The sequence below is a fragment of the Pantoea sp. GABEPS69 genome (assembly GCF_045780835.1).
Taxonomy (GTDB): domain Bacteria; phylum Pseudomonadota; class Gammaproteobacteria; order Enterobacterales; family Enterobacteriaceae; genus Pantoea; species Pantoea septica.
Window position 1 is genome coordinate 52,505 of sequence record NZ_CP118619.1, and the last position, 22,620, is coordinate 75,124.

Consider the following 22,620-nt stretch of genomic DNA (forward strand, 5'->3'; position numbering starts at 1 on the left):
TTATGCGGTCTCGGCAACGTCAGCTTTGGCTTCGATAAATTGCACCACGGCGCGGGTGACGTCAGCGGTAGTGGCGGTGCCGCCGATATCAGGCGTCAGAATGCCTTTCTTACACACGTATTCGATGCCTTCCATGATCAGCGCAGCAGCGTCGCGTTCGCCCAGATGTTCAAGCATCTGCACGGCGGTCCAGAAGGTCGCAACCGGATTAGCGATGCCTTTGCCGGTGATATCGAACGCTGAACCATGGATCGGTTCAAACATGGATGGGAAGCGGCGTTCCGGATCGATATTGGCGGTAGGCGCCACACCCAGACTGCCTGCCAGCGCACCGGCCAGATCAGACAGAATATCGGCATGCAGGTTGGTGGCAACGATAGTATCCAGCGTCTGCGGATGCAGCGTCATACGGTGCGTCATGGCATCGACCAGCATCTTGTCCCACTGCACATCCGGGAACTCCAGCGCTACCTCAGCGGCAATTTCATCCCACATCACCATACCGTGACGCTGGGCATTGGATTTGGTCACTACGGTCAGCAGCTTGCGCGGACGTGACTGCGCCAGTCTGAAGGCATAGCGCATGATGCGCGTGACTCCAACGCGGGTGAAGATGGCCACTTCGGTACCCACCTCTTCTGGCAAGCCTCGATGCGCACGACCGCCGTTACCGGAGTATTCGCCCTCAGAGTTTTCACGCACGATGACCCAGTCAAGATCGCCCGGACCACGGTTACGCAACGGTGACGTCACGCCCGGCAGGATTTTGGTAGGTCGAACATTGGCGTACTGGTCAAAACCCTGGCAAATCGGCAGACGCAGCCCCCACAGCGTGATGTGGTCAGGCACATCGGGCGCTCCCACCGCGCCGAAGTAAATAGCGTCGAACTTCTTCAGCGTGTTCAGTCCCTCTTCTGGCATCATCACGCCATGTTTTTTGTAGTAATCCGACCCCCAGTCAAAGGTCTCTACATCAAACTTCAGTTGTGGATCGCGACGTGTCAGCGCCTGCAGCACCTCAACACCTGCTGAAATGACTTCCGGACCGATACCGTCGGCAGGTATGGCTGCAATTTTGTAGTTACGCATAGTTACTTCTCCAGTCAATGAGTATGAGGATGAGGGATCTCTGCCGTTTGCGGTTTATTCGCTCTGGCAGAAAGAATCAGGACAATCAGAGCTGAGAGCGCCAGCAGCGCGGCGACAAAGTAGAGCCCCCAGCTGTAGCTACCGGTTTGATGACGGATTACGCCAATCATCATCGGGCCGACAAAACCGCCGAGATTGCCGATGGAGTTGATCGTAGCGATACCCGCTGCGGCTGCCGGCCCGCTGAGAAACAGCGTTGGCATGCTCCACAGTGGAGGTTTGGATGCGCTGATCCCCACGGTGACCAGCGTTAAGGCGATGATCACGGCGAACAGCGTGCTGACGTTACCGGCGTAAATCAGCCCGGCAGCAGCCAGCAGGCAGGCGCCAATCACATGCCAGCTGCGCTCTTTAGTACGGTCGGAATGGCGTGCCCACAGGATCATGGCGATAACGCCGATGACAGCCGGGAAGGCGTTAAGGAAACCAATTTCAAGCGATGTGGCGCCGAAGCTGCGGATGATTTGCGGCGACCATATACCAAGCGTATATAATCCGGCGGACGTACCGAAATAGACCAGTGCCAGTGCCAGTACGCGCTTGTCCGCCAGCCCTCGCCATGCGCTGCTGTGGCTCTGTTTAGCGGTGCGAGCCAGCTCCTCAGCCTGCATCGTGTTTTCCAGCCAGGTGCGCTCTTCGTCAGTCAGCCACTTGGCTTTGGCCGGGCGGTCAGTAAGAAAGAACAACACCACAACGCCAAGCATCAGCGCCGGGACAGCCTCCAGTACAAACATCCACTGCCAACCGGCGTAGCCGAGGAAACCATGCATCTCCAGCAAAGCGGCTGAAATAGGCGATCCCAGTGCAGTGGAGAGCGGAGCTGCGGCCATAAAGATGGCAGTGACCTGCGCGCGTTTTGCGGCCGGGAACCAGTAGCTGAGATAGAGGATGATGCCCGGGAAAAAGCCTGCCTCAGCCACGCCGAGCAGAAAGCGCAGAATATAGAAGCTGGTCGTACCCTGCACAAAAGCCATGCAGCCAGAGACCAGGCCCCAGGTGATCATCACGCGAGCGATCCAGATGCGGGCGCCCACTTTATGCAGGATTAAGTTGGACGGGACTTCAAAAAGAAAATAGCCGAGAAAGAAAATGCCGGCACCCAGCCCAAATACGGTGGGGGAAAAACCCAGATCCTGATTCATGGTCAGGGCAGCGAAACCTATGTTCACCCGGTCCAGGAACGCAATGAAATACAGCAGCATAATAAAAGGAATGATGCGCAGGGTAACCTTTCGCATAACCTTTTTTTCGAGGTCGTTATTCATTTCAGGATGCTCCACAGTCATGTAGGGTTGTTATCGTTTTGTAATAATCCCAGTATGAAGTTTTGCGCGGCTTTATCATCGGCACTGCTTTATACAAATAATTTGCATAATCAGTTTTGGGTGGAAAAATGGATATAAATCAGTTGCGTTGCTTTGTGGTGCTGGGTGATGAACTTCACTTTGGCCGGGCAGCCCGAAAACTTGAAATGATGCCTGCATCACTCAGCCGCTTCATAAAATTGCTGGAAGAGGACCTGGGGATAAGGCTACTGAACCGATCGACCAGAAATGTGTCGCTGACGCCTGAAGGGGCAGCATTTTTGAATGAGGCCAAAGCCGTAATTGCTGATTTCGATGCGCTACGGCTGCGGTTCCGCAAAAAAACATTATCGCAAAAAAGAACGCTGCGGATAGGCGCTATTGACAGCGCCGCCAGAGGGTTACTGCCGGAACTGATTAATCTTTTTGTCAGGCAATTTCCTGATGCGGATATCCATATTACTGAAGATAAAACGCACAGCCTTATCCCTCGGCTGCTCTCCGGATGGCTGGATGTAATTTTTGTACGTCCGCCTGAACAGGTTGACGTAACGCTGACCACGCGATTTATCACTAATGAAACCTGCGTGCTCGCCGTTCCTGCCCATCACCGGCTGGTAAGTCATAGTGAAGTCAGTATCGATGATTTTCGTAATGAGCCGGTAATCGTGCCGGAAAGGCGTACCCGGCCTCATAGTCACGATCTGACGATGAACGTTTTCAAAGCGGGCGGCTGCGTACCCGTTATTGCGCAGTATGCAGAAGAGAAACAGACCATCCTGAGTTTTGTGGCCGCCGGTCTGGGTATTGCTCTGGTCCCCTCATCCTATAAGAATATGAACGCTGACGGCGTGAAATACCTTGCTCTCTCGCCGATGAAGAATGTGGAAGGGCTTCCGCTGAGTGTGATGTGGCATCAGGGAAATAATAATATTTATGTTAAGGCTCTGCTGGATATGCTTTCTGACAACATTCAAAAGCTTACTCATAACCTGTAATTGATTGCAGAACGCTGAAGGCTGGTCGTTTATTTACCCTGTGCATGCGTGCTGAAAAAAACGACAGGGTGTGGCGGGATATCATGTTGCTCTTTTATTAACGAGAGAAAGGGAAAACAGTAAAAATTCCGCGCCTTTCTATTTTATGAAAACCGGCCACAGCATACGGCAGGCGAAAAATTTCACCGGCCAAACAATAATAAAAATTTAAGTTAGATGCCCGTGTAGGTCTTTTTTTACCAGCAAACATCGTGCGGAACCAGCCTGTTATCTTTTCTTAGGTTTCGCGCTGGCTGGTTTTTAGTTTCTACGGCAGATTTCAATGGTTGATAATAAAAAATCAGCAACCTGATTTTTTTAGTTAAAATACGTTTTATTTAATTTAAAAATTAAATATTGTCATCTTTTTGAAGCGGTGTTTTATATGGAGTGTTTAAAAATCGATACGAGTAAGTTAAAATATTGCTTCACTCATCTATTTTCGATAGTACTAAATATAATGCTGCAACAAAATAAAATTTTCCCTGCGTTATCTCTCATCGCGATGTTAGTCAGTGCGACAGCCCATGCTGAAGACGCTAACGAAAAAACAGACGTACTTCTGATTGGCGGCGGTATTATGAGTGCCTCAATGGGCACGTTACTGCAAGAGCTCCAGCCTGACTGGAAACAGCTCATGGTTGAAAAGCTGGATGGTGTTGCGCTCGAATCATCCAATGGCTGGAACAATGCCGGTACGGGTCACTCCGCCAATATGGAGCTGAACTATACGCCAGAACGTCCAGACGGTTCGATTGATGTGTCTAAAGCGCTTGAAATCAACGAATCCTTCATGATTTCTCGCCAGTTCTGGTCATCCCAGGTAAAGCGTGGCGTGTTAAACGATCCGCACTCTTTCATCAACTCTACGCCACATATGAGCTTTGTATGGGGTGACAAGAACGTTGATTACCTGACTAAACGTTATGAAGCGCTGCAGCAGACGACGTTGTTTCAGGGGATGAAGTTCTCTACCGATCAGAATCAGATCAAGCAATGGGCTCCTCTGATTATCGCCGGGCGCGATCCACACCAGAAAGTGGCTGCAACCTGGACGCCGGTTGGCACCGACGTCAACTATGGCGAAATTACACGCCAGCTGGTGGGTAGCCTGAAAAAAGACGCTAACTTTAAGCTGGAAACCTCGTCTGAAGTTACGGGCTTTAAACGTAACAGCGATAACTCCTGGCACGTCACTATTACCGACGTGAAAAGCGGCAAAGAGCACGCTGTAGATGCTAAATATGTCTTTATTGGCGCAGGCGGCGGGGCGTTAAAACTGTTGCAGGAAACGGGCATCCCGGAAGCTGAGAATTATGCAGGTTTCCCTGTCGGCGGTTCGTTCCTGGTGACAGAGAATCAGGACATAGCCCGTCAACACGCGCAAAAAGTTTATGGACAGGCTTCTGTGGGCGCACCACCGATGTCGGTACCGCATCTGGATGCGCGTTTCCTGGATGGTAAACGTGTCGTGCTGTTTGGGCCATTTGCGACCTTCTCGACCAAGTTCCTTAAAAACGGCTCTTTCCTCGATCTGTTAAGTACCACTACGACCAAAAACGTGGGTCCTATGACAGACGTAGGGCTTGATAACTTTGACCTGGTGAAATACCTGATTGGCCAGGTGATGTTAAGTGACGAAGATCGATTCGAGGCGCTGAAAGAGTATTATCCGTCAGCGCGTAAAGAGGACTGGAAACTCATTCAGGCAGGCCAGCGCGTTCAGATCATCAAGAAAGATGCTGAAAAAGGCGGCGTACTTAAACTGGGAACTGAAATCGTTACCGATAAACAGAAAACCCTGGCTGCGCTGCTGGGCGCTTCTCCGGGAGCCTCTACTGCTGCGCCTATTTCCATCAACGTGATGAAGGAACTGTTCCCTGAGCAATTCAAGTCGGCGGAGTGGCAGAGCAAGATCCGTAGCATCGTTCCTAGCTATGGGCAGAAACTGAACGGCAACGTTGCGCTGACCCAGCAGGTTTGGGATGAAACGGCGGCAACGCTGCAGCTGGTAAAACCGCCAGTGATCCAGATGAAGGACGCTCAGGACTCTCCTCAGGCTCAACCTCAGAAACCAAAAGCCGCTGCTGAAGCTCAGCATGATATGGCTCTCTAATCCTTACGGATGATTATAAAGCCCCTGAAGTTCTCTTCAGGGGCTTTTATTATCAGGTCGCTGCACGACAAATTTCACCTTTGCGATGTAATTTGCGTTAGAACTAAAAAAGCCACATATGAAGACTCACACTTTTACATTTATGTGAATTGCAGTCGGGCAAGTTATGGTGTTATTCAGCATCGCTACTTTCTATAAAAAGGCTTTTGTAAATGCCAGATAACGGCTGTCTGCTATACCCCGTTTAATACCCTTGTCGCGTAGTATGAGGTATTAACGCAAATTAGCCTTACGCATTGGCATTCTGTCGATGGTAGAGAGTAAATCTTCTGAAGTAAGCGGTGTTTTTTGACGAATTTTCACTCCGCCATCTTTACCGACCAGTATCACTTCGAAACCATCGGGCTTAAATTGCGAACGCAGCTGGCCACTGGCAGCGGGTGAGGTATCACTTAGCACAATGATATCGCGATCCGCTAAATCAGCTTTGCTTTGCTCTAGCATGGCAATTTGCCTGACATAGTCAGCATCTTTTTCAGATGGAGCAAATACAATAACAGGGCGATTATGCCACTGATACTGCTCAAGGCTTGCTGTATCAGGAGGTAAAGAGTCGAACATCGTTGTACCTGCCGTCAGCGCAGAGCTGTAAAACAACAATGACAGCACCAACATGCCTGAAGCCATAACGGCGTTATGAGACAGATATACTTGTGTTGGTAGTAAATATTTCATACGCATCCTTTACTCCTCTTAGTCAGGCTGACGGTATTCAGATAAAAAGAATGATCGGACAGATAAATGCGGGTCATATAACAACAGTAGTGTAGCTGGCCAGGTATGAACGTCTTCTTTTGTATATTTACAACGAGAGGGAACAAGAAACTCTATTCAAGACTGCGCTGGAGATGCACTCTGGCAACGCTTCGCCAGGCGCAGGCCGCCGGACAGGTAAGCGAAATCTTCCCGCCGGCGTTTCTGCTGACTACCATCATGGCCATGTTTGTAGCGTAGTCCGTCGCCAGTCCGTTTAGGCTTCACTCTGACATGGCTCAGCAGTCGCCACGGGCTTCCTGAGCTTCTCGGACAGCTGCAGGCTGACCAACGCCAGTACAATGAAGGCCACCGACATCCCGGCCAGCCCGTAAAATCCCGCCACCGGATAAACCCAGGAGGCCACCGCTGAGCCAAAGCCTATGCCCCCGAACATAAAGGCACTCGTCAACGCCAGCGTAATGCCGCGATGCCGGGCAGACGACAGTTCAACGATCCTGCGCTGCTGGCTGGGCCAGAGCAGGTCAGTAGCAAAGGCCCAGAAAACGAGCGCCGCCAGCAGCACCCCCAGCGCTTTCGGCAGCAGGGCAATCAGCGCCGTATCTACGATGAGCAGTGTCATGCCCGTTAGTAGCAGCTTTTCAGATGTAAAGCGTGTCGCCGCCCGGGTGACCCAGAGGTTTCCCAGCACCCCGGCTACGCCCAGCACTGCCAGCGCCGCAGAGACCGCATGCGTGCCGCCAGCGTAGGTGTCGCGGATGAGTGGGGCGATAAAAGAGTAAAAGCTGTAGACCCCTGAGGTGATGAAAAACACCACCAGAAATGCCGTCAGGTATTTCCCCTCAGACAGGACGTCCGCCATCTCGGCGAGCCGGATACGCGAACCCACACTTTCATCCGGCACCGTCAGCAGGATGTTCAGCCCGCTCAGCAGGCTCACCAGTCCGACCAGCGCAAACAGTGCTTTCGCCCCCCATATGCCGGCAACCCACGCGGCGAGCGGAATACCGGCCAGGCTCGCCATCGATACCCCGAGAAGCACCATGCCGATAGCCCGCCCGCGCTGCTGTTCATGTACCAGCTCAGAACCCAGCGCAACCAGTACCGGGCCGATAAACCCTGCACCCACTCCCATCAGTATGCGGGAGGCAACCAGCGCACCGTAGGCCGGAGACAGCGCAAAAGCGAAGGCGCCCAGGCCAAAAAGCGCGATGCCCGTGAGTACCAGCTGGCGACGGCGCAGATGACCAAACATGACCTGAACCAGCGGGGCGGCGAGTGCAAAGGTCAGGCCGAATATACTCAGTAAGCGCGCGCTCTGCGCATCAGTCAGCTGCCAGGCAGCAGAGATAGCAGGCAGGCTGCCGGCGACAGACAGCGCACCGGTAGCCTGTACAAAGTAAGCGATGCTTAGCGCGCGCAGGGCGCGGCGCTGGGAAGACGTGATAGCAGCGTTCATTATTCATCTCCGGCATAAAAAAACAGGGGCTGGACGCCCCTGTAGCGTTTACTGAACAGGAATTGGGTTATCCGCTACGGACTGGTTGAACTGGTTCACCAGGGTATGCTCGTCTGCGCCCGGGTTATCGCGCACCGGCAGCACGCGATCGACGATGGCTTCGATGGTGTCGGTGCCGAGCTTGTCGAAGGTTTCGCGGATAAAGTCTTCCAGCGGCATGGCACGCGGATCGCCGCTCTTGTAAATCAGGTCGGTATCAACCCATGGCGGAGAAATTTCAATCACCTGCACGCCACTGTCGCGCAGCAGGAAACGCTGAGACAGGGTGTAAGAGTGAATGGCGGCCTTGGTGGCGGAGTAGAGCGCGTTGGTTGCCAGCGGCAGAAACGCCAGCACTGAGCTGTTGTTGATCAGCACCGCGTCAGGCTGCTGCTTCAGGTGTTCGATAAAGGCGGCACTGACGCGCACCGGCCCAAGAATATTGGTGTCCAGCAGGGTGACCGCCTGCGCATCGTCCAGCTCGCCGGCCGCGTTGTCGAAAGGCATGATGCCGGCGTTGTTGATCACCACGTTCAGCGCCGGATAGCGGGCCAGCACGCTCTGCGCGGCGGCTCTGATGCTGTCGGCGCTAGTCACATCCAGCACCACATAATCCATGCCCGGGCTGGCAGCGGTCACCTCCTTCAGCAGCGCCTCACGGCGCCCGGAGATAATCACCTGGTTACCCAGCCGGTGAAATTTTTCTGCCATTGCGCGGCCGATGCCAGAGGTGCCGCCGGTGATAAAAACAGTGTTATTCGTCAGTTTCATGGTCATATTCCTTCAGATGATAAGTTTTAAGGTAATTAAGGTGTCAGGGTGGATCAGTGCATGGAAACAGGCTGATAGCGTGGAGCTGGCGCATCACTGCCAAGGTGCGGGATCATCGCCTGGCGTGCCTGCTCGTAATTTGTCCACAGGGTTTCGTCCTGCAGGGGCGGAATGGTGATCAGCTCGCCGCGGGCAAAGCCGGTCAGGGCGGCATCCACCATCTCCTGTGCGCTCATGACGATTTTTGGGTCGAGCCGATCGACAGGCAGACCGCCGTTATCCCAGAAAGGCGTCGCGGTGGCGCCAGGCAGTACGGCCTGCACCTGAACGCCTTTGCTGGCCAGTTCGTGATGCAGCGACTGCGTAAATGCCAGAACAAAGGCCTTACTGCCGCCGTAGACGCCGTTCAGCAATTCGGGCGCGACGCTGACGATTGAGGCAATATTGATGACGGCGCCGCGTCCGCGGTCAACAAACCCGGGTACCACGGCGTAGGTCAGGCGGGTCAGGGCGGTGACGTTCAGGCTGATCATGGCGGTCATCTGCTCCGCGCTGCTCTGCAGCAGCGGGGTGTGGGTGCCAATGCCGGCATTGTTAACCAGAAGCGTGATGCTGGCATCCTGACGCAGCTTCTCTTCCAGGCTGGCAAGCTGGGCGGCATCGGCCAGGTCAGCTGCGACAACCTCGACGCTGCGACCGCTGTCGGTGGTGATATGCTCAGCCAGCTGGTTCAGGCGATTGTGGTTACGCGCCACGATAATCAGGTCATAGCCCATACGTGCCAGGCGGCCGGCGTAGAGTGCGCCCATGCCGGTGGAAGCGCCGGTGACAACGGCGGTGCCGCGGTCGGTGTGTGTCTGCTGCGTCATGATGTTCACCTTGTCAGTTATCGGGTTGGTGAATTCATAGTACGCAGTCGCGCACCGGCGCGGCTGACAAGAAAGGGCGTATTTCAGGACATCATGATGGCCGGATTAACGGACATCATGATGGAGGAGGGATAAAGAGAGGCGAGGCTATCAGGCTTTTCCGGTGCGTATAGACTGTGGCGGAATGCCATAGCCGCGCATAAAGACCTCGCGCATGTGGCGCCGGTCGCGGAACCCGGACTCACGCGCAATCACCTCCATCGACAGCCTGCTCTGCTCAATCAGCAACCTGGCATTTTCCAGCCGCAGCGCCTCCACCGCTTTTGCCGGCGACTTGCCGGTTTCAGAACGGAACAGCCGGCTGAGCTGGCGCGCGCTGACGTGCACCGCATCCGCCATCTCTTCAATGGTGAGCGGCTTGCTGAGATTCTTGCGCGCATACTCCAGCGCGGACTGCAGGCGATCGCTGCGCGGCGCGAGCATCAGCATCTCCGAATGCTGGGTCTGCCCACCCGAGCGGCGATGGTGCATTACCAGCAGATGCGCCACGCTGCGCGCGACGTCCGCGCCCAGATCCTTTTCCACCATGCCCAGCGCCATATCAAGACCGGCGGTTAAGCCGGCGGACGTCCAGACGTGATCGTCGATGATAAAGATGCGGTCTTCCTCCACTCGAGTGGTGGGGTGCATCGTTTTCAGGGTCTGCGCGTGGATCCAGTGAGTGGTGGCGCGGCGCTGCGCAAGCAGTCCCGCCTGGCCCAGCACAAAGGCGCCGGTACAGATACCGGCCACGCGGCGCGCTTTCAGCGCATGAGTCTGCAAAAAGGTCACCACGCCGGGCGTTGCCGGCAGCTCAACCGGCGTCAGCACCCCGGCGATGAGCCAGGTGTCAACGGGCGCGTCCGCATCAAGCGGTTTGCTGTCAACGCTGAAGCCGTACGAAGATAAAACGGATCCACCCCTTTCAGAGTAAACCGCGCAATCATAGAAAGGTTCACCCTTAACCTGATTAGCGAACTCAAAGATACTCAGCGTGGACAACCCTAAAACCTGAAAGTAATCAGAAATCAGTAAGCCTACCCGATGCATCATATTCTCCTGTTACAGCCTGGCGCCGGAACCGTCTGGGTTGCCGGTATCGCTGAAAACGTTGAACATTAACAATACCCTGAATAAGACGCTTCACGTACTGACTTTTTAAGTGTGCGTCAATCCTCCTGCAGAACCAGACTTTCTATCTTCACTTTTCACGTGAAAGTGTTTGCTGTTATTGCACCTGTTTTACAGCAGATGTCCGCACTACTATTCATTTCACACAAGGCAGCGGAAATAACAGGCCGCCCTGATAAATAACCCTGAAAATCTCAATCACTGATTAAGGAAATGAAAATGAAAACTGTAAAATCTGCTCTGATTATTGCCGCCCTGACCGCCATTTCATTTGGCAGCTTTGCTCAGAGTATTACCGCAACGGGTTCGACGCTGGATGAAGCGGAGTCACAAATTGCACAGCAGGCTAAAAAAGCGGGCTCTGATTATAAAATTACCGAAAGCTATGCTGGTAATCAGTTCCATATGACAGCCGAGCTGATCAAGTAAATATGAAAATGATGAAAAAGGGCCATTTATCTGAGTGGCCTTTTCTTTTTTATATTTCCTTGCACTTGTTTTATCAGCAATGTTTCTTTAAGAGCTGAAGCAGGTAAGGCAACTCCGGCTTATCTTCATTCCACTCGTGAAAGTCTTTCCTGAAAAGGCTCTTTTCCGTTACGAGAGCGCTTATTAATATTTAACTCATACAAGGCGACCGAATTGAACGGCCACCTTAAAGTACTAACCTGACATCACAACGACTTTTAAAGGAAATGAAAATGAAAACTGTAAAATCCGCACTGATTGCAATCGCTCTTTCTGCTGTTTCATTCGCTGGTTTTGCGCAAAGCATTACTGCGACAGGTTCGACAATTGATGACGCTGAATCTCATATTGCGCAGCAGGCTCAGAAAGCAGGCGCCACTTATAAAATTACCGAAAGCTATTCAGGTAATCAGGTACACATGACGGCGACGCTGCATAAATAAGTTGAGTCTGGAAGGGCCATTTCAGTGAAATGGCCCTTTTAATTCAGGCGCTCTGGTTTGCGGCTGATACAGCCTGCGCTCCCTGCGCGAAAGCCGGATGTGTACGCATTAACGCCGTAATAGACTTGAGATGTTCGCGCAGCAGGGCGTGCAGCTCCCGGATCGCGGGCGAAAACTGTTTACGATGGGGGCAAATAAGATTCAGCGGCACGGCTTCACCAGGCTGTTCGGGAAGCAGCACTTCCAGCCGACCAGCCAGCACATCGGTGCTGACATCGATCCATGATTTATAGGCAATACCCATTCCCGCTACTGCCCAGCGTCTCACCAAATCGGCATCATCGCACAGCATCCTGCTGCTTACCGTCAGCTGGCGGCGAACGCCATTTTCTGGAAATGACCATTTATCGTAAGCGTGTCCGTTAAGGGTATAGAGCAGACAGTGGTGACTGAGTAAATCATCAAGGTGCTGCAGCCTGCCATGCTTGCTGATATAGGCCGGTGAAGCGGTAAGCACGCGCCGGTTGTCTTCGGCCAGCGGCAACGCCACATAGCTGCTGTTTTCGAGCGTCCCGTAGCGGATAGCCACATCCACCGGATCGCGAAAAACATCGCTGACCTGATCGGACATAAAGAGGCGAAGGGATATTTTGGGATGTTTTTCGCAGAAGGCGGTGATCACCGGCAGGATGATGTTTCGCCCGATATCTGACGGAATGGCAATTTTCAGTTCACCCTGCATCTCATCTTCACTGCCCTGCAGGCGCTCAGTGCCTGCCTGCAGGATGGTCAGCATTTCCTGAGCATAAGGAAGCCAGGTTTCTCCTTCTGCGGTAAGGCGCAGGCTGCGCGTGGATCGCGCAAACAAGCGTTTATTCAGGTCGCGCTCGAGGCGATTGACTGCGGCACTGACCTGCCCGGGAAGAATATCGGCTTCACGGGCTGCACTGGAAAAGCTGCCCAGCGCGGCGGAACGGACGAACAACGTAACATCTTCAAGACGTATCATTCAGACTCCAGAATGCAAAACGTATTCAGATCCGGTCAGGCTGAGACATTACTGGCTATCAGAAGATCTGATAAAGCCAAGCAGGGCGGTGACGCGCGCCTGCCAGCCCTGCGGCTCGAGCCTGTCATTTGCTTCCAGACAGGCCTCAACCAGAAAAGACCAGATAATTTCTGCCATTACGCCGGCATTTTTTTGTAGCGGGATATTCATCCGTATCTGTTCAATGACCGCTCCGCGAAAGTCGCGCACGATCTCCAGCGCAGCTGCGGGCAGAACGGCAACTTCCCGTGTGGAGTTGATAATGAAGCAGCCGTTAAACGCAGGATTATTAAACGGCGCAGCCAGCAGGAACTGTTCAATATTTTGCCAGCCATACGGCTGTTTTTGTAACAGAAACTGAGCGGGCGCGCTACTGACATAGTGTTCAAGCGCGCTGACAAAAAGCTGCTCCTTACTGCAGAAGGTGGCATACAGGCTTGAGCGGTTAATATCCGTCGCTTCTTCAAGCTGGCCCAGGCTGGTGCCAGCCAGCCCGTTCTTCCAGAAGACCGGAATAACGCGGCTCAGAACATCTTCATTGCTTATTTTCCTGGGTCTGGCCATCGGGACCTCCGTTTTAAACCAATCGTTTTAATATGCATCCTGTCGGCAAAAAATACCAGACTGAAAAAAATAAAAAACTGATTGGTTCAAAACTGCTTGCCTTTTTACTGTGCCATTAGCTAGTTTTAAAACGAACAGTTTAAAACAGGATCGCAGCATGAAAACCGAGACTCTTTCAGCCCGATATGCCTTCTGGATTAGTGCCGCCGTAGTGGCCCATACGCTCTGGACCAGCGCAGCACCCGCAATGATCTATCCGCTCTATGCCGCACAGTGGCACCTGTCCTTTACTCTTGTAACGGTGATTTTTGCTGTTTATCCGCTGACAGTTGTGGTGACGATGCTGCTGTTTGCGGGCCTGTCCGACAGAGCAGGCAGAAAATATGTCATGCTCGCTGGCCTGCTCAGCTCTGCTGCGGGCGTGCTGATGTTTGCGGCTGCAGACAGCGTAGCTGTCCTGTTGGCGGGGCGGGTCATGATGGGAATAGGCGTAGGATTATCAGCAGGGCCTTCTGCCGCGGCACTGGTAGATTACGCCGGTCAGGGCGGCTCAGCGCGCGCGGGTGCTGTGACGCTCGGGGCGCAGTCGGTGGGGTTCGCCGCGGCCCTTTTACTGGCCGGGGCGCTGGTCACGTGGGCACCGGCGCCTACGCGCCTGAGTTTTTATGTTCTCTTTGCGCTGCTGATAGTCCTGATCGTTCTTTGTCTGTTCATCCCGGGCGACCGTCCTGTGGGGATGCCTTCCAGACTGCTGGCCCGCCCTGACGTGCCAGTATACCTGCGCCACACTTTCATCTATGCCGCGCTGGCGGTAACGGGCGCCTATACCCACGGGGTGCTCATATCATCTGTAGGCGCTCAGATTGCCCGTTCGCTCATCGGTTCACCCAGCCCGTGGATTAACAGCGTGGCGCTGGCACTTTTTCCCGTGGCGCTGGGGATCGCTGGAAGCCTTGCCAGAAAGATTGAGGCTCGCCGTTCAGTCATAACGGGATCGATTGTCTCCGCGACGGGTATGCTCAGCCTGTGTATATCCGTATCTGAACACAGTCTGGTTTTTTTTATCAGCGCCTCACTTATCTCCGGCGCCGGCTATGCCTTTATGACCTTTGGCGGACTGGGCCTGATTGCGCGCGAGGCACGGCAGTCGGATCGCGGCAGCGCCATGTCTATGCTGTTCGTTTTTGCCTATCTGTTTACCGGCGGGCTCGCCGTTGTCCTCGGCAAAATGGCCACACAGCTGAACCTGGCGGTGGCGGTGTTCACCGGCGCGTTGATCCTTATTTTCATCTGTGCAGTGCTGATTATTCTTGGTTTATTTCAGCTGCGCAGCACTAACCGGCTTTCTGCAGCCGACATCTGAAACGTTTCTTACCACTCACCGGCGCTGAGATGTCATGCAGCGCTACAGGTTTCTTTTACCAAAATTCAGGAGAATACAATGTCCTTAAACATCTATCCGCTCAACCTGGGCAATATTACGCTCGATAAATCAGGTCTGGTGTTATTTCAGGATGCGGGCGTGAAAACCACGATCCCCACGCTGGGTTTCCTGATCACCGGCGGCGAGTATCCGGTGCTGGTTGATACCGGCTCGCGCTCAACGGAATATTACCGTCAGTTCGGATTTGAGGCTGAACAGACGCGCGAGATGACCCTTATATGGCTGCTTGCCCAGCATGGCCTGAAGCCTGCCGATATTCGCTACGTTATACATACGCATGCGCATGTTGATCATGCAGGGGGAGATTATCTTTTTCCCATGACCACAACGGTTTGCCTGTCGAGACGTGAGCTGTCATTCGCCGCCTCCGGCATTATGGGGCCGGCAATGTATGCGCTTGAAGATACCCGCCATCTGCTTGACCGCCTGTATACCAGAGGCGCGCTGCGCCTGTTCGATGTGGACGGTAGCTATGAAGAGGAGGTTATCCCGGGGGTAACGGTGCGCCTGAGCGGCGGTCATACGCCGGGTTCAATTTCTGTGCTGGTGGATACCGCCGAGGGCATTGCCAATATCAGCGGCGATGTGGTGTACAACCTGCAGGGCAGCCTTATCGATCCCTTCCTCGACAGTCTGAATCCTGGTGAACCGACCATTACCGGTAACCGGGCGATGTCGACGCTTGAGGAGAAGACCGCGATCAAAAAAGCCCTGGCCGGCGTCCGCTTTATACTGCCCAGCCATGATGTGCCTGCACTCGTTCAGGGAGGCAGGGTTATAGGTCTCCTGCAAAATGCGATCTCTAATCCCGAAGCCCGCGTCACTGACTCTTCTGCCTACACATTGCTGTAATGTCTCCGCGGAGCCTGCCAGGCTCCGCTTTTCATTTAACCATCGATGAGCCCGCGCGGACCTTACTTTCACTGCAGGAGTGAAAGTGCTGATGGTTTTCCCACGTTTTTCTGCACGCGCTGAGCCCGTAATCTCTCATCAACGAATCGACAGCGATACTGCTCACGCTATAACAAACGGGAACCACACTATGAAAGCCATTGTATACAGCCAGAACGGACTGCCGGTTACCGATCCGCAGTCTCTTTACCAGACCGAATTACCAAAACCTCAGCCGGGCGAACACGACCTACTGGTAAAAATCAGCGCGATTTCGGTGAATCCGGTCGATATCAAAGTGCGCGCGGGCTCGCCTGTGACGCAGCCGCGCATTCCTGGCTGGGACGCCGTGGGCACAGTGGAGGCTATCGGTGAGAGCGTCACCCTGTTCAGGCCTGGCGACAAGGTCTATTACTCTGGCTCCATTGTTCGCCCGGGCTCGTATGCAGAATACAGTCTGGTTGACGAGCGTATTGCCGCTCATAAGCCCGCTTCACTGAGCGATGCCGACGCGGCTGCGCTCCCGCTCACTTCCCTTACCGCCTGGGAGCTGTTGTTCGACCGTCTTGAAGTGAAGGAAGGACACGGCGACGCCATTCTCATCATTGGTGCTGGCGGCGGCGTGGGTTCGGTGCTCACTCAGCTGGCCAGCAAGCTGACCGGTCTTCGCGTTATCGGCACAGCTTCCCGCGCGGAGACGGCGGAATGGGTGCGCGAACTCGGCGCTCATGACGTCATCGATCACTCCCGTCCGCTGCTGGAGGGCCTGCGTGAAATCGGTGTCTCTTCCGTACGTTACGTCGCGAGCCTGACGCACACCGACAAACACTATCAGCAGATTGTCGAAGCGCTGGCGCCTCAGGGCCGGCTGGCTGTTATTGACGATCCGGAAACGCTGGATGCCTTACCGCTCAAGCGTAAGGCAGCCTCCCTGCACTGGGAACTAATGTTCACCCGCTCGCTGTTCCAGACCCCGGATATGATCCGTCAGAACGAGATTCTGGAGAGCGTGCGCCGCCTGGTTGAAGACGGCACCCTGCGTACCACGAAAGGCGAGCATTACGGAAAAATCAGCGCGGAAAACCTTCGCCGGGCGCACGGCTTTATCGAAAGCGGCCGGGCACGCGGAAAAATCGTGCTGGAAGGTTTCTGATTTCCCTGCCGGTCAGGCTACAGGCCGGCTGGCCCATTCTCTGTCTCAGGAAGATGCAATGATGAAAACACATATGATGAAAACGGCGTTGGCACTCTCTGTGGCGCTGGTGGCGGGTGGCAATGCCCTGCATGCGCTGGCGGCGGATGCCCACGCGAACCCAACCCTCAGCGAGCTTGCTCAGGACCGTGCGATCGGCAAACCCGAAGTGGTGGCGACGTTCAGCGGCGCCATGCCGACCGGGGTCACCGTGACCGAAACGGGCCGTATTTTTGTGAATTTCCCGCGCTGGGGTGACGACGTTCCCTTTACCGTGGCCGAGGTAAAAGGGAACCGGCTGGTGCCTTACCCGGACGCCGCGATAAATACCGCAGACACTGCTGCTCCCCGCACACATTTGTTGAGCGTACAGAGCGTAGTGGCTGACGGCCGGGGCCGGGTCTGGATACTCGATACCGCCGCGCCGGGCTTTTCAAAACCGGTTGCAGGCGGCGCAAAGCTTGTCGCGGTTAACCTGAAAACCAATCAGATTGAGAAAACCGTTGTTTTCCCGGCTGACGTGATCAAACCCGCTACCTACGTCAACGATATGCGCTTCGATTTTCGCATCGGTAAAGCCGGCGTAGCGTACGTAACCGACTCTTCACTGTCCGGGACCGGCGCGATTATCGTTATCGATCTGGACACCGGCAAAGCGCTGCGCCGTCTGGAGGGCGATCGCACAACGTCACCTGAGGCAGGCTTTTCGCCTGTCGTAGAGGGCGAAACGCTGCTTCAGCGTCACGCGGACGGAACAACCGCGCCGTTCAGTGTCGCCTCCGACGGCATTGCCATCTCTCCAGACGGTAAAACGCTTTACTACAGTCCGCTCTCGAGTCGTCATCTGTACGCCGTTCCCACCGCGCTGCTTCGCGACCCGGCCGTTACAGAGTCTCAGCTCTCGGCGTCCGTGAAGGACTTGGGTGAAAAAGGGGCGTCAGACGGCCTGGAAAGTGATGCGAAAGGGGCTGTGTATGCCGGTGACTATGAGCGTAATGCTATCCGTAAGCTGCCGGCAGGCGGGGAGTGGACAACCATTGCGCACGGTCCTGAGATTCTGTGGCCGGATACCCTGTCCGTCGGACCGGATGGCTATCTCTACTTCACCACCAACCAGCTGAACCGCCAGCCCGGTTTCCACGGCGGTAAGGATTTGCGTCAGAAGCCTTATGCCCTGTTACGCATCAAAATCAATGCAGCACCCGCACTCACGCACTAAATCATTCTACTTCAGGGGGCCAGAGGCCCCCGCTATCAGGAGCAGGCATGTTCAGTAAAATGTATGACGTTGATGAAGATCACATTGACTTTCAGAAGGTGGTAGACGGGCTTTACTACCCGTTTTATATGGAGTGGGCCCGTCACGCCTTCATGAAAGAGGCGCGGGGGATTGATATTGAAGAGGAGTTCAGACAGGGACGCATTTATATGGTGCTGGAGTACTCCCTGCGTTTCCGTCAAAGCCTGAAAAAGGGAGACAGAATTTTCAATGGTCGGCCGTGTATGCCCGAAGCGGTGACAAACGCGTTAACTTGCTGATTTTTTCCCAAACCCGGCGCGTCCGTGATGAAATTCATATGCGCCGGGTTTTCTGCATCACCTCTGGCTGCCCGAACGTCCTTAATTGCCTGCGATACGTGAGGGGCAGATACGCCATACCCTAACTGCCTTCCAGCCCTGTCGCCATTTCTCCCAGTGTAATGTGAAGCGATAAATCGCAGTATTCAGCACTCACCTCATGAAGGCGGGAAATATGCGCTGTCGACCATATCCCCGACGGCAAACTGATGCTGAGAAGCTGCGACGGCGCAGCGGAGAAAGACAGCTGCTCAAATCAGGCCAGTGCTCCATTAGTATTAACTCGAGGGGCGTTTGTGGCGGCTGACTGTTTTGCTCACTGCAGATGGTTTCAGGCCAGGTTGCTTAGAAGCTGTCGGAACAGGGAGTTTAGACAAGGGCGCCGGGAATGTTAAAAGCCCCGACGCGCTGCGTACGGGGCCTTTTGCCGACAATCTGATACCGCTAAAGGAAGATTCAGCGGTTTCTATCCATAAACGTACCGGCAGAGCCGGCGTCCGGGTCGATAAACACGACGTCACCGGGTGAGCGGCGGGGCGTGTCCAGCGTCAGGAAAATCACGGGTTCTTCCAGCAGAACGGGAAGCGCATGCACAACGTTGCGCTCGAAAAAAAGCATATCGCCGGGTCCGAACTCGGCCTCGGTCGACGCATCTCCCATCCAGAACGTTCCGCGGCCTGAAAGCACATACAAATACTCATCGCATTCGCGATGAAAGTGAGGGGGAACGCCCCGGTAAGCCCGGAACACACGGCTGCTGGCATCCGGGCGGTCGGTTAAATAGATATCGGCCAGCATCGTGGTAGCCGACTCCGGCAGGTTTTTTGCGATTTCGGCCGGTCTGAAGCGCGCTGACTTCTGCGCAGTGATATCCGCCATGTCATTTTCTCCTTAGCGATTGCAGGGATAAGGGCAGAGAGCAGAAGCGGCGAATTCTTTCCCGCCTCTGCGCCACTGAAGTCCTGAGCATCAGCTCACTTTAGGGAAGTCAACGACGGTGTCGTTTACCCTGTTCACCATGTTGGTAAACAGAATGGCGCTGACGGCACTAATGGTTTCCACAACCTGCTGGTCGCTGAATCCGGCCTCGCGGAAAGAGGCAACGCGATCGGCTGATACCGTTCCACGTGTGGAAACGAGATACTGAACGAACTGCACCAGCGCATCGATACGCGCATCGCCGCTGAAGCGGGCTTCACGCAGCTCCAGCGTCTGCTCATCGGTGTAACCCGCTTTTTTAGCCATCAGCGTATGAGCGGCCAGGCAATAGTCGCAGCCCGACTCTTCACTTACCGCCAGATTAATCGCTTCCAGCTCACGGGCGCTCAGGCTGCCTTTGTGCAGGGCCGCATTCAGCTGAAGCATCTGACCCAGAACGTCAGGCGAGTTGCTGCCGATAGTCAGATAGGCATTTGGGACTTTACCCATGCTGCCTTTAATCGCGCTAAACAGCTGGGCGGTTTTGCCAGTGGCATCGCTTTCAGTGATGGTATGTAAACGGCTCATAGTCAACTCCTGGTTTTATCTACGGGTAGGGGTACAGGTGCCAGAGTCGTTTGGCTTATCAGACTCTGTCGCGCTGAAGTCAGGAGTACAGTACTGCGGCTGTAAGATATGAAAAAGCTACTGGCGGAGTCAGGACTTTATCTTGAAAAGGTAAAATGGGGAGTACGTCGCTAAGCTTTTTTAAAACTCAGCATCATACTCTGACGGTCAGAAGTCTGGCTTAGGATAAACAGGAAAAAGAGCGGCTAGCGTTGAGGAAATAGCGTCGCGGCGCGCCTGAAAAAAACCGGTGCGTTCGCACCGGTCACAGTTTTGCTGTTGGCACCCATCTCTTCTTCACGCCTGTTTTACCAACCCGAACAGGTCATTAAGCGATTCGCTCATGGTGGGATGCGTGAAAATTTGATCTCTGAGCACCGTGTACGGCAATCCCGCATCCATGACGGTTTTCACAATATTGATCACCTCGTGAGAGTCCGCTGCCAGCAGCGCCACGCCAAGAATTTTCTTGCTGTCCTTGTCTACCAGCGCTTTCAGGACGCCTCGCGTATCGTTAATAACGCGAGCACGAGGAATGGCCGCTACAGGCAATGTCACCACCTGAAAATTCCTGCCCTGTTCACGCGCCTGCGCTTCTGTGAGGCCGATGCGCGACAGCGTTGGCGTCATAAATACGGAATAGGGGATATTCACGCGATCGTCTGTGGTTCGCTTTCCTTTACCCAGAAGCTGATCGTGCACAATGCGAAAATCATCCAGCGAAATGTAGGTAAACTGCGGGCCACCGGTGACATCACCCAGCGCCCATATGTGGTCCACTGACGTTTTCAGATGCTTATCAACCAGGATTGCACCACGCGTATCCGTGGTTACATCAGCGTTTTCCAGTTTCAATGTCTGCGTTGCCGGACGGCGCCCGGTTGCCACCAGTAATACATCTGCCTGACGATCGCCGTGACCCGTATGGAGCGTAACGCTGTTATCGTCACTGGTAACCGACTGCACCCTGGTGTCCAGCTCAATTTTTACGCCCTGGTCCTGCAGAACGGTTTTTATGGCCGCGCTGATATCAGCATCCTCACGTGACAGAAATTGCGATGAAGTCTCAAATAAGGTGACCTCACTGCCGAAGCTGGCAAACACAGAAGCGAATTCGACGCCAATATAGCCCCCACCCAGAATAGCTAGCCGTTTTGGCAGGCTGGATAAATTCAGGATGCCGGTGCTGTCGACAATGCGTGGCCCAGTGATTAAGCCGTCAATCTGCGGGATAACCGCCTCGGCGCCGGTATTAATGAAAATGCGATCGGCGCTGAGCTGACGGATACCCTGCTCAGTGTTGATTTTCAGCGTGTGAGGGTCGATAAATTCCGCATGACCATCAATCACCTCAACCTGCGCGATATTGGCCAGGTTCATGTAATTTTTTTCACGTAAAAGCTCGACTATAGCGGTTTTGCGCTGCATCGCTTCACTGAAGTCGGCGGTGGTTTGCGCATTGTGCACTAGCGCCTTGGTGGGAATACAGCCGACGTTAATACAGGTGCCGCCATACATCTCTTTTGATTTTTCAATGATCGCCACACGCCAGCCTGCACGCCCAAGAGCGGCGGCCAGCGTTTTGCCTGCTTTACCAAATCCGATAATCGCTGCCTGATAATGGTTCATAATGCTCTCCGGTTTAAAAAGTTGTAAAAATAGTCAACACCATCAGCTTACGATTGACGGCGACGCGCTTTTACGCCGCAACGCTGGCTTTTTTGTCTTTGCGTCTGAAATATCCGATTTGAGAATGAGAAATGGAAAACAGAGGACAAGCATGGATCCACTGAGTCACCTGCTGTTACTGCATAACCCACAGGGCCGCATCGACAAAAACTGTGTACTGAGTGGCGAATGGCAGCTGCCGCATCGGGCAGGGCAGCTGCGTTCGGTGCGCTGGCACACCGTAGTCGGTGGTTCAGTCATGCTGGATATGCCAGGCTCAACGAAAATAGAGCTCACTTCCGGCAGCGTGGTATTCCTGCCGCAAAATACCGCGCACCGCCTTTATCAACAGAGTACGTTGCCAACGCAACTGGTATGCGGAGTGCTGGAATTACCCGCGTCAGCCCAGGCTTTTCTTACGGCGCTGCCGGAAGTGCTGATGCTGGCGCCAGCGGTGGAGAGTCATGAAGCGCGCTGGCTGGCCGCCGCTCTGCCTTTACTTACCCAAAGTGATACCGCCGATGCACCGGGCGACGAGGCGCTGCGCAGTCATCAAATCAGCGCGATGTTTACCCTTGCTGTTCGCAACGGCCTTTCTGAGACGCTGCAGAATAAAAGTCTGCTGGCCCTGGCACTCCATCCTCGGGTCGGTACGCTGATCGCCCAACTTTGCGAGGCGCCGGAACGGCCGTGGACCGTGGAGGAAATGGCACAGCGCGTTTTTATGTCGCGCGCCTCTTTTGCGCTGCTGTTCCGCCAGCTGAGCGCAACCACGCCGCTTGCCGTGCTGACCTCTATTCGCCTGCAGCTGGCCGCTCAGCAACTGGCGCGCGATTCCGCACCGGTAATCAATATTGCCCTGGCTGTGGGCTATGCCAGTGAGTCCTCATTTCATAAAGCTTTTCTGCGGGAGTTTGACTGCACACCGGGCGAGTACCGCCGACGAACAGAAATGCTGGCGAAAGAAGATGTGATGCTTTTTCGGGTATAATGCTTTAAAGCTTTTCAGACGCGGTTAACCGCTGGCGCTGAGTTTCATGCTGTTGTACTGAGATTAATTCGCGGTGTTACATCAATACATCTTCGTGTAT

At 54.3% G+C, this 22,620-nt stretch carries 22 protein-coding genes; 10 read left to right on the plus strand and 12 right to left on the minus strand.

The genetic code is table 11. The features are described 5' to 3' along the window. The gene (locus PVE98_RS20125) at window positions 1–1,089 is read right to left on the minus strand and encodes a tartrate dehydrogenase (protein ID WP_033748324.1); all 1,089 of its coding nucleotides are present in this window, start codon (window positions 1,087–1,089) and stop codon (window positions 1–3) included. A gap of 14 nt (window positions 1,090–1,103) precedes the next feature. Continuing rightward, on the minus strand, window positions 1,104–2,414 hold the full coding sequence (locus tag PVE98_RS20130; RefSeq protein ID WP_096074129.1) for an MFS transporter: 1,311 nt from the start codon (window positions 2,412–2,414) through the stop codon (window positions 1,104–1,106). Between the two features lie 128 nt (window positions 2,415–2,542). On the opposite strand from PVE98_RS20130, the gene PVE98_RS20135 reads away from it, so the two are divergent. Together PVE98_RS20135 and mqo are read left to right on the plus strand one after the other, a co-directional pair. Further along, window positions 2,543–3,451 (plus strand): LysR family transcriptional regulator, encoded by a 909-nt coding sequence (locus tag PVE98_RS20135; protein WP_096074128.1) that lies wholly within the window; start codon window positions 2,543–2,545, stop codon window positions 3,449–3,451. Between the two features lie 499 nt (window positions 3,452–3,950). Then, window positions 3,951–5,606, plus strand: coding sequence for a malate dehydrogenase (quinone) (gene mqo / locus PVE98_RS20140; protein WP_033748328.1), 1,656 nt, complete (start codon window positions 3,951–3,953; stop codon window positions 5,604–5,606). Between the two features lie 273 nt (window positions 5,607–5,879). Here the strand turns inward: mqo and PVE98_RS20145 are convergent, their stop codons facing one another. The 5 genes from PVE98_RS20145 to PVE98_RS20165 form a co-directional block, all read right to left on the minus strand. After that, window positions 5,880–6,347, minus strand: a complete 468-nt coding sequence (locus PVE98_RS20145; RefSeq protein ID WP_227741445.1) for a DUF4174 domain-containing protein — start codon at window positions 6,345–6,347, stop codon at window positions 5,880–5,882. Between the two features lie 289 nt (window positions 6,348–6,636). Beyond that, window positions 6,637–7,839 (minus strand): MFS transporter, encoded by a 1,203-nt coding sequence (locus tag PVE98_RS20150; protein WP_096074127.1) that lies wholly within the window; start codon window positions 7,837–7,839, stop codon window positions 6,637–6,639. Window positions 7,840–7,887: 48 nt separating this feature from the next. Further along, on the minus strand, window positions 7,888–8,649 hold the full coding sequence (locus tag PVE98_RS20155; protein ID WP_096074126.1) for an SDR family oxidoreductase: 762 nt from the start codon (window positions 8,647–8,649) through the stop codon (window positions 7,888–7,890). 53 nt (window positions 8,650–8,702) lie between these two features. Continuing rightward, window positions 8,703–9,518: an SDR family oxidoreductase gene (locus tag PVE98_RS20160; protein WP_096074125.1), complete on the minus strand. Its 816-nt coding sequence runs from the start codon at window positions 9,516–9,518 to the stop codon at window positions 8,703–8,705. Window positions 9,519–9,668: 150 nt separating this feature from the next. Further along, entirely contained in the window at window positions 9,669–10,607 is a 939-nt protein-coding gene (locus PVE98_RS20165) for a GlxA family transcriptional regulator (RefSeq protein ID WP_033748332.1), read from the minus strand. A gap of 300 nt (window positions 10,608–10,907) precedes the next feature. On the opposite strand from PVE98_RS20165, the gene PVE98_RS20170 reads away from it, so the two are divergent. Then, a complete protein-coding gene (locus tag PVE98_RS20170; RefSeq protein ID WP_096074124.1) occupies window positions 10,908–11,117 on the plus strand; it encodes a YdgH/BhsA/McbA-like domain containing protein in 210 nt (69 codons plus the stop codon). A gap of 272 nt (window positions 11,118–11,389) precedes the next feature. Next, the gene (locus PVE98_RS20175; RefSeq protein ID WP_096074123.1) at window positions 11,390–11,599 is read left to right on the plus strand and encodes a DUF1471 domain-containing protein; all 210 of its coding nucleotides are present in this window, start codon (window positions 11,390–11,392) and stop codon (window positions 11,597–11,599) included. Window positions 11,600–11,642: 43 nt separating this feature from the next. On the opposite strand, the gene PVE98_RS20180 is transcribed toward PVE98_RS20175, so the two are convergent. Beyond that, window positions 11,643–12,608: a LysR family transcriptional regulator gene (locus PVE98_RS20180; protein WP_096074122.1), complete on the minus strand. Its 966-nt coding sequence runs from the start codon at window positions 12,606–12,608 to the stop codon at window positions 11,643–11,645. A 48-nt stretch (window positions 12,609–12,656) separates the two neighbouring features. Beyond that, window positions 12,657–13,211 (minus strand): TetR/AcrR family transcriptional regulator, encoded by a 555-nt coding sequence (locus PVE98_RS20185; RefSeq protein WP_096074121.1) that lies wholly within the window; start codon window positions 13,209–13,211, stop codon window positions 12,657–12,659. A 157-nt stretch (window positions 13,212–13,368) separates the two neighbouring features. On the opposite strand from PVE98_RS20185, the gene PVE98_RS20190 reads away from it, so the two are divergent. From PVE98_RS20190 to PVE98_RS20210, 5 genes are all read left to right on the plus strand, one after another. Then, window positions 13,369–14,574: an MFS transporter gene (locus PVE98_RS20190; RefSeq protein WP_096074120.1), complete on the plus strand. Its 1,206-nt coding sequence runs from the start codon at window positions 13,369–13,371 to the stop codon at window positions 14,572–14,574. Between the two features lie 78 nt (window positions 14,575–14,652). Next, window positions 14,653–15,507 (plus strand): N-acyl homoserine lactonase family protein, encoded by an 855-nt coding sequence (locus PVE98_RS20195; RefSeq protein ID WP_096074119.1) that lies wholly within the window; start codon window positions 14,653–14,655, stop codon window positions 15,505–15,507. Window positions 15,508–15,697: 190 nt separating this feature from the next. Then, on the plus strand, window positions 15,698–16,699 hold the full coding sequence (locus PVE98_RS20200; RefSeq protein ID WP_033748339.1) for a zinc-binding alcohol dehydrogenase family protein: 1,002 nt from the start codon (window positions 15,698–15,700) through the stop codon (window positions 16,697–16,699). 61 nt (window positions 16,700–16,760) lie between these two features. Continuing rightward, window positions 16,761–17,957 (plus strand): L-dopachrome tautomerase-related protein, encoded by a 1,197-nt coding sequence (locus PVE98_RS20205; RefSeq protein WP_096074347.1) that lies wholly within the window; start codon window positions 16,761–16,763, stop codon window positions 17,955–17,957. A 47-nt stretch (window positions 17,958–18,004) separates the two neighbouring features. Continuing rightward, window positions 18,005–18,277, plus strand: a complete 273-nt coding sequence (locus PVE98_RS20210) for a hypothetical protein (protein ID WP_051905562.1) — start codon at window positions 18,005–18,007, stop codon at window positions 18,275–18,277. Between the two features lie 495 nt (window positions 18,278–18,772). Here the strand turns inward: PVE98_RS20210 and PVE98_RS20215 are convergent, their stop codons facing one another. From PVE98_RS20215 to rclA, 3 genes are all read right to left on the minus strand, one after another. Next, window positions 18,773–19,195, minus strand: coding sequence for a cupin domain-containing protein (locus tag PVE98_RS20215; RefSeq protein ID WP_096074118.1), 423 nt, complete (start codon window positions 19,193–19,195; stop codon window positions 18,773–18,775). A gap of 90 nt (window positions 19,196–19,285) precedes the next feature. Then, window positions 19,286–19,822 carry a carboxymuconolactone decarboxylase family protein gene (locus PVE98_RS20220; protein ID WP_033748343.1) on the minus strand — a complete coding sequence of 179 codons (537 nt, stop codon included), beginning with the start codon at window positions 19,820–19,822 and terminating at the stop codon, window positions 19,286–19,288. Window positions 19,823–20,158: 336 nt separating this feature from the next. After that, a complete protein-coding gene (gene rclA / locus PVE98_RS20225) occupies window positions 20,159–21,490 on the minus strand; it encodes a reactive chlorine resistance oxidoreductase RclA (protein WP_313618878.1) in 1,332 nt (443 codons plus the stop codon). A gap of 151 nt (window positions 21,491–21,641) precedes the next feature. Between rclA and rclR the strand changes: the two genes are divergently transcribed. Further along, the gene (gene rclR, locus PVE98_RS20230; protein ID WP_096074116.1) at window positions 21,642–22,520 is read left to right on the plus strand and encodes a reactive chlorine-specific transcriptional regulator RclR; all 879 of its coding nucleotides are present in this window, start codon (window positions 21,642–21,644) and stop codon (window positions 22,518–22,520) included. Window positions 22,521–22,620 lie beyond the last annotated feature (100 nt).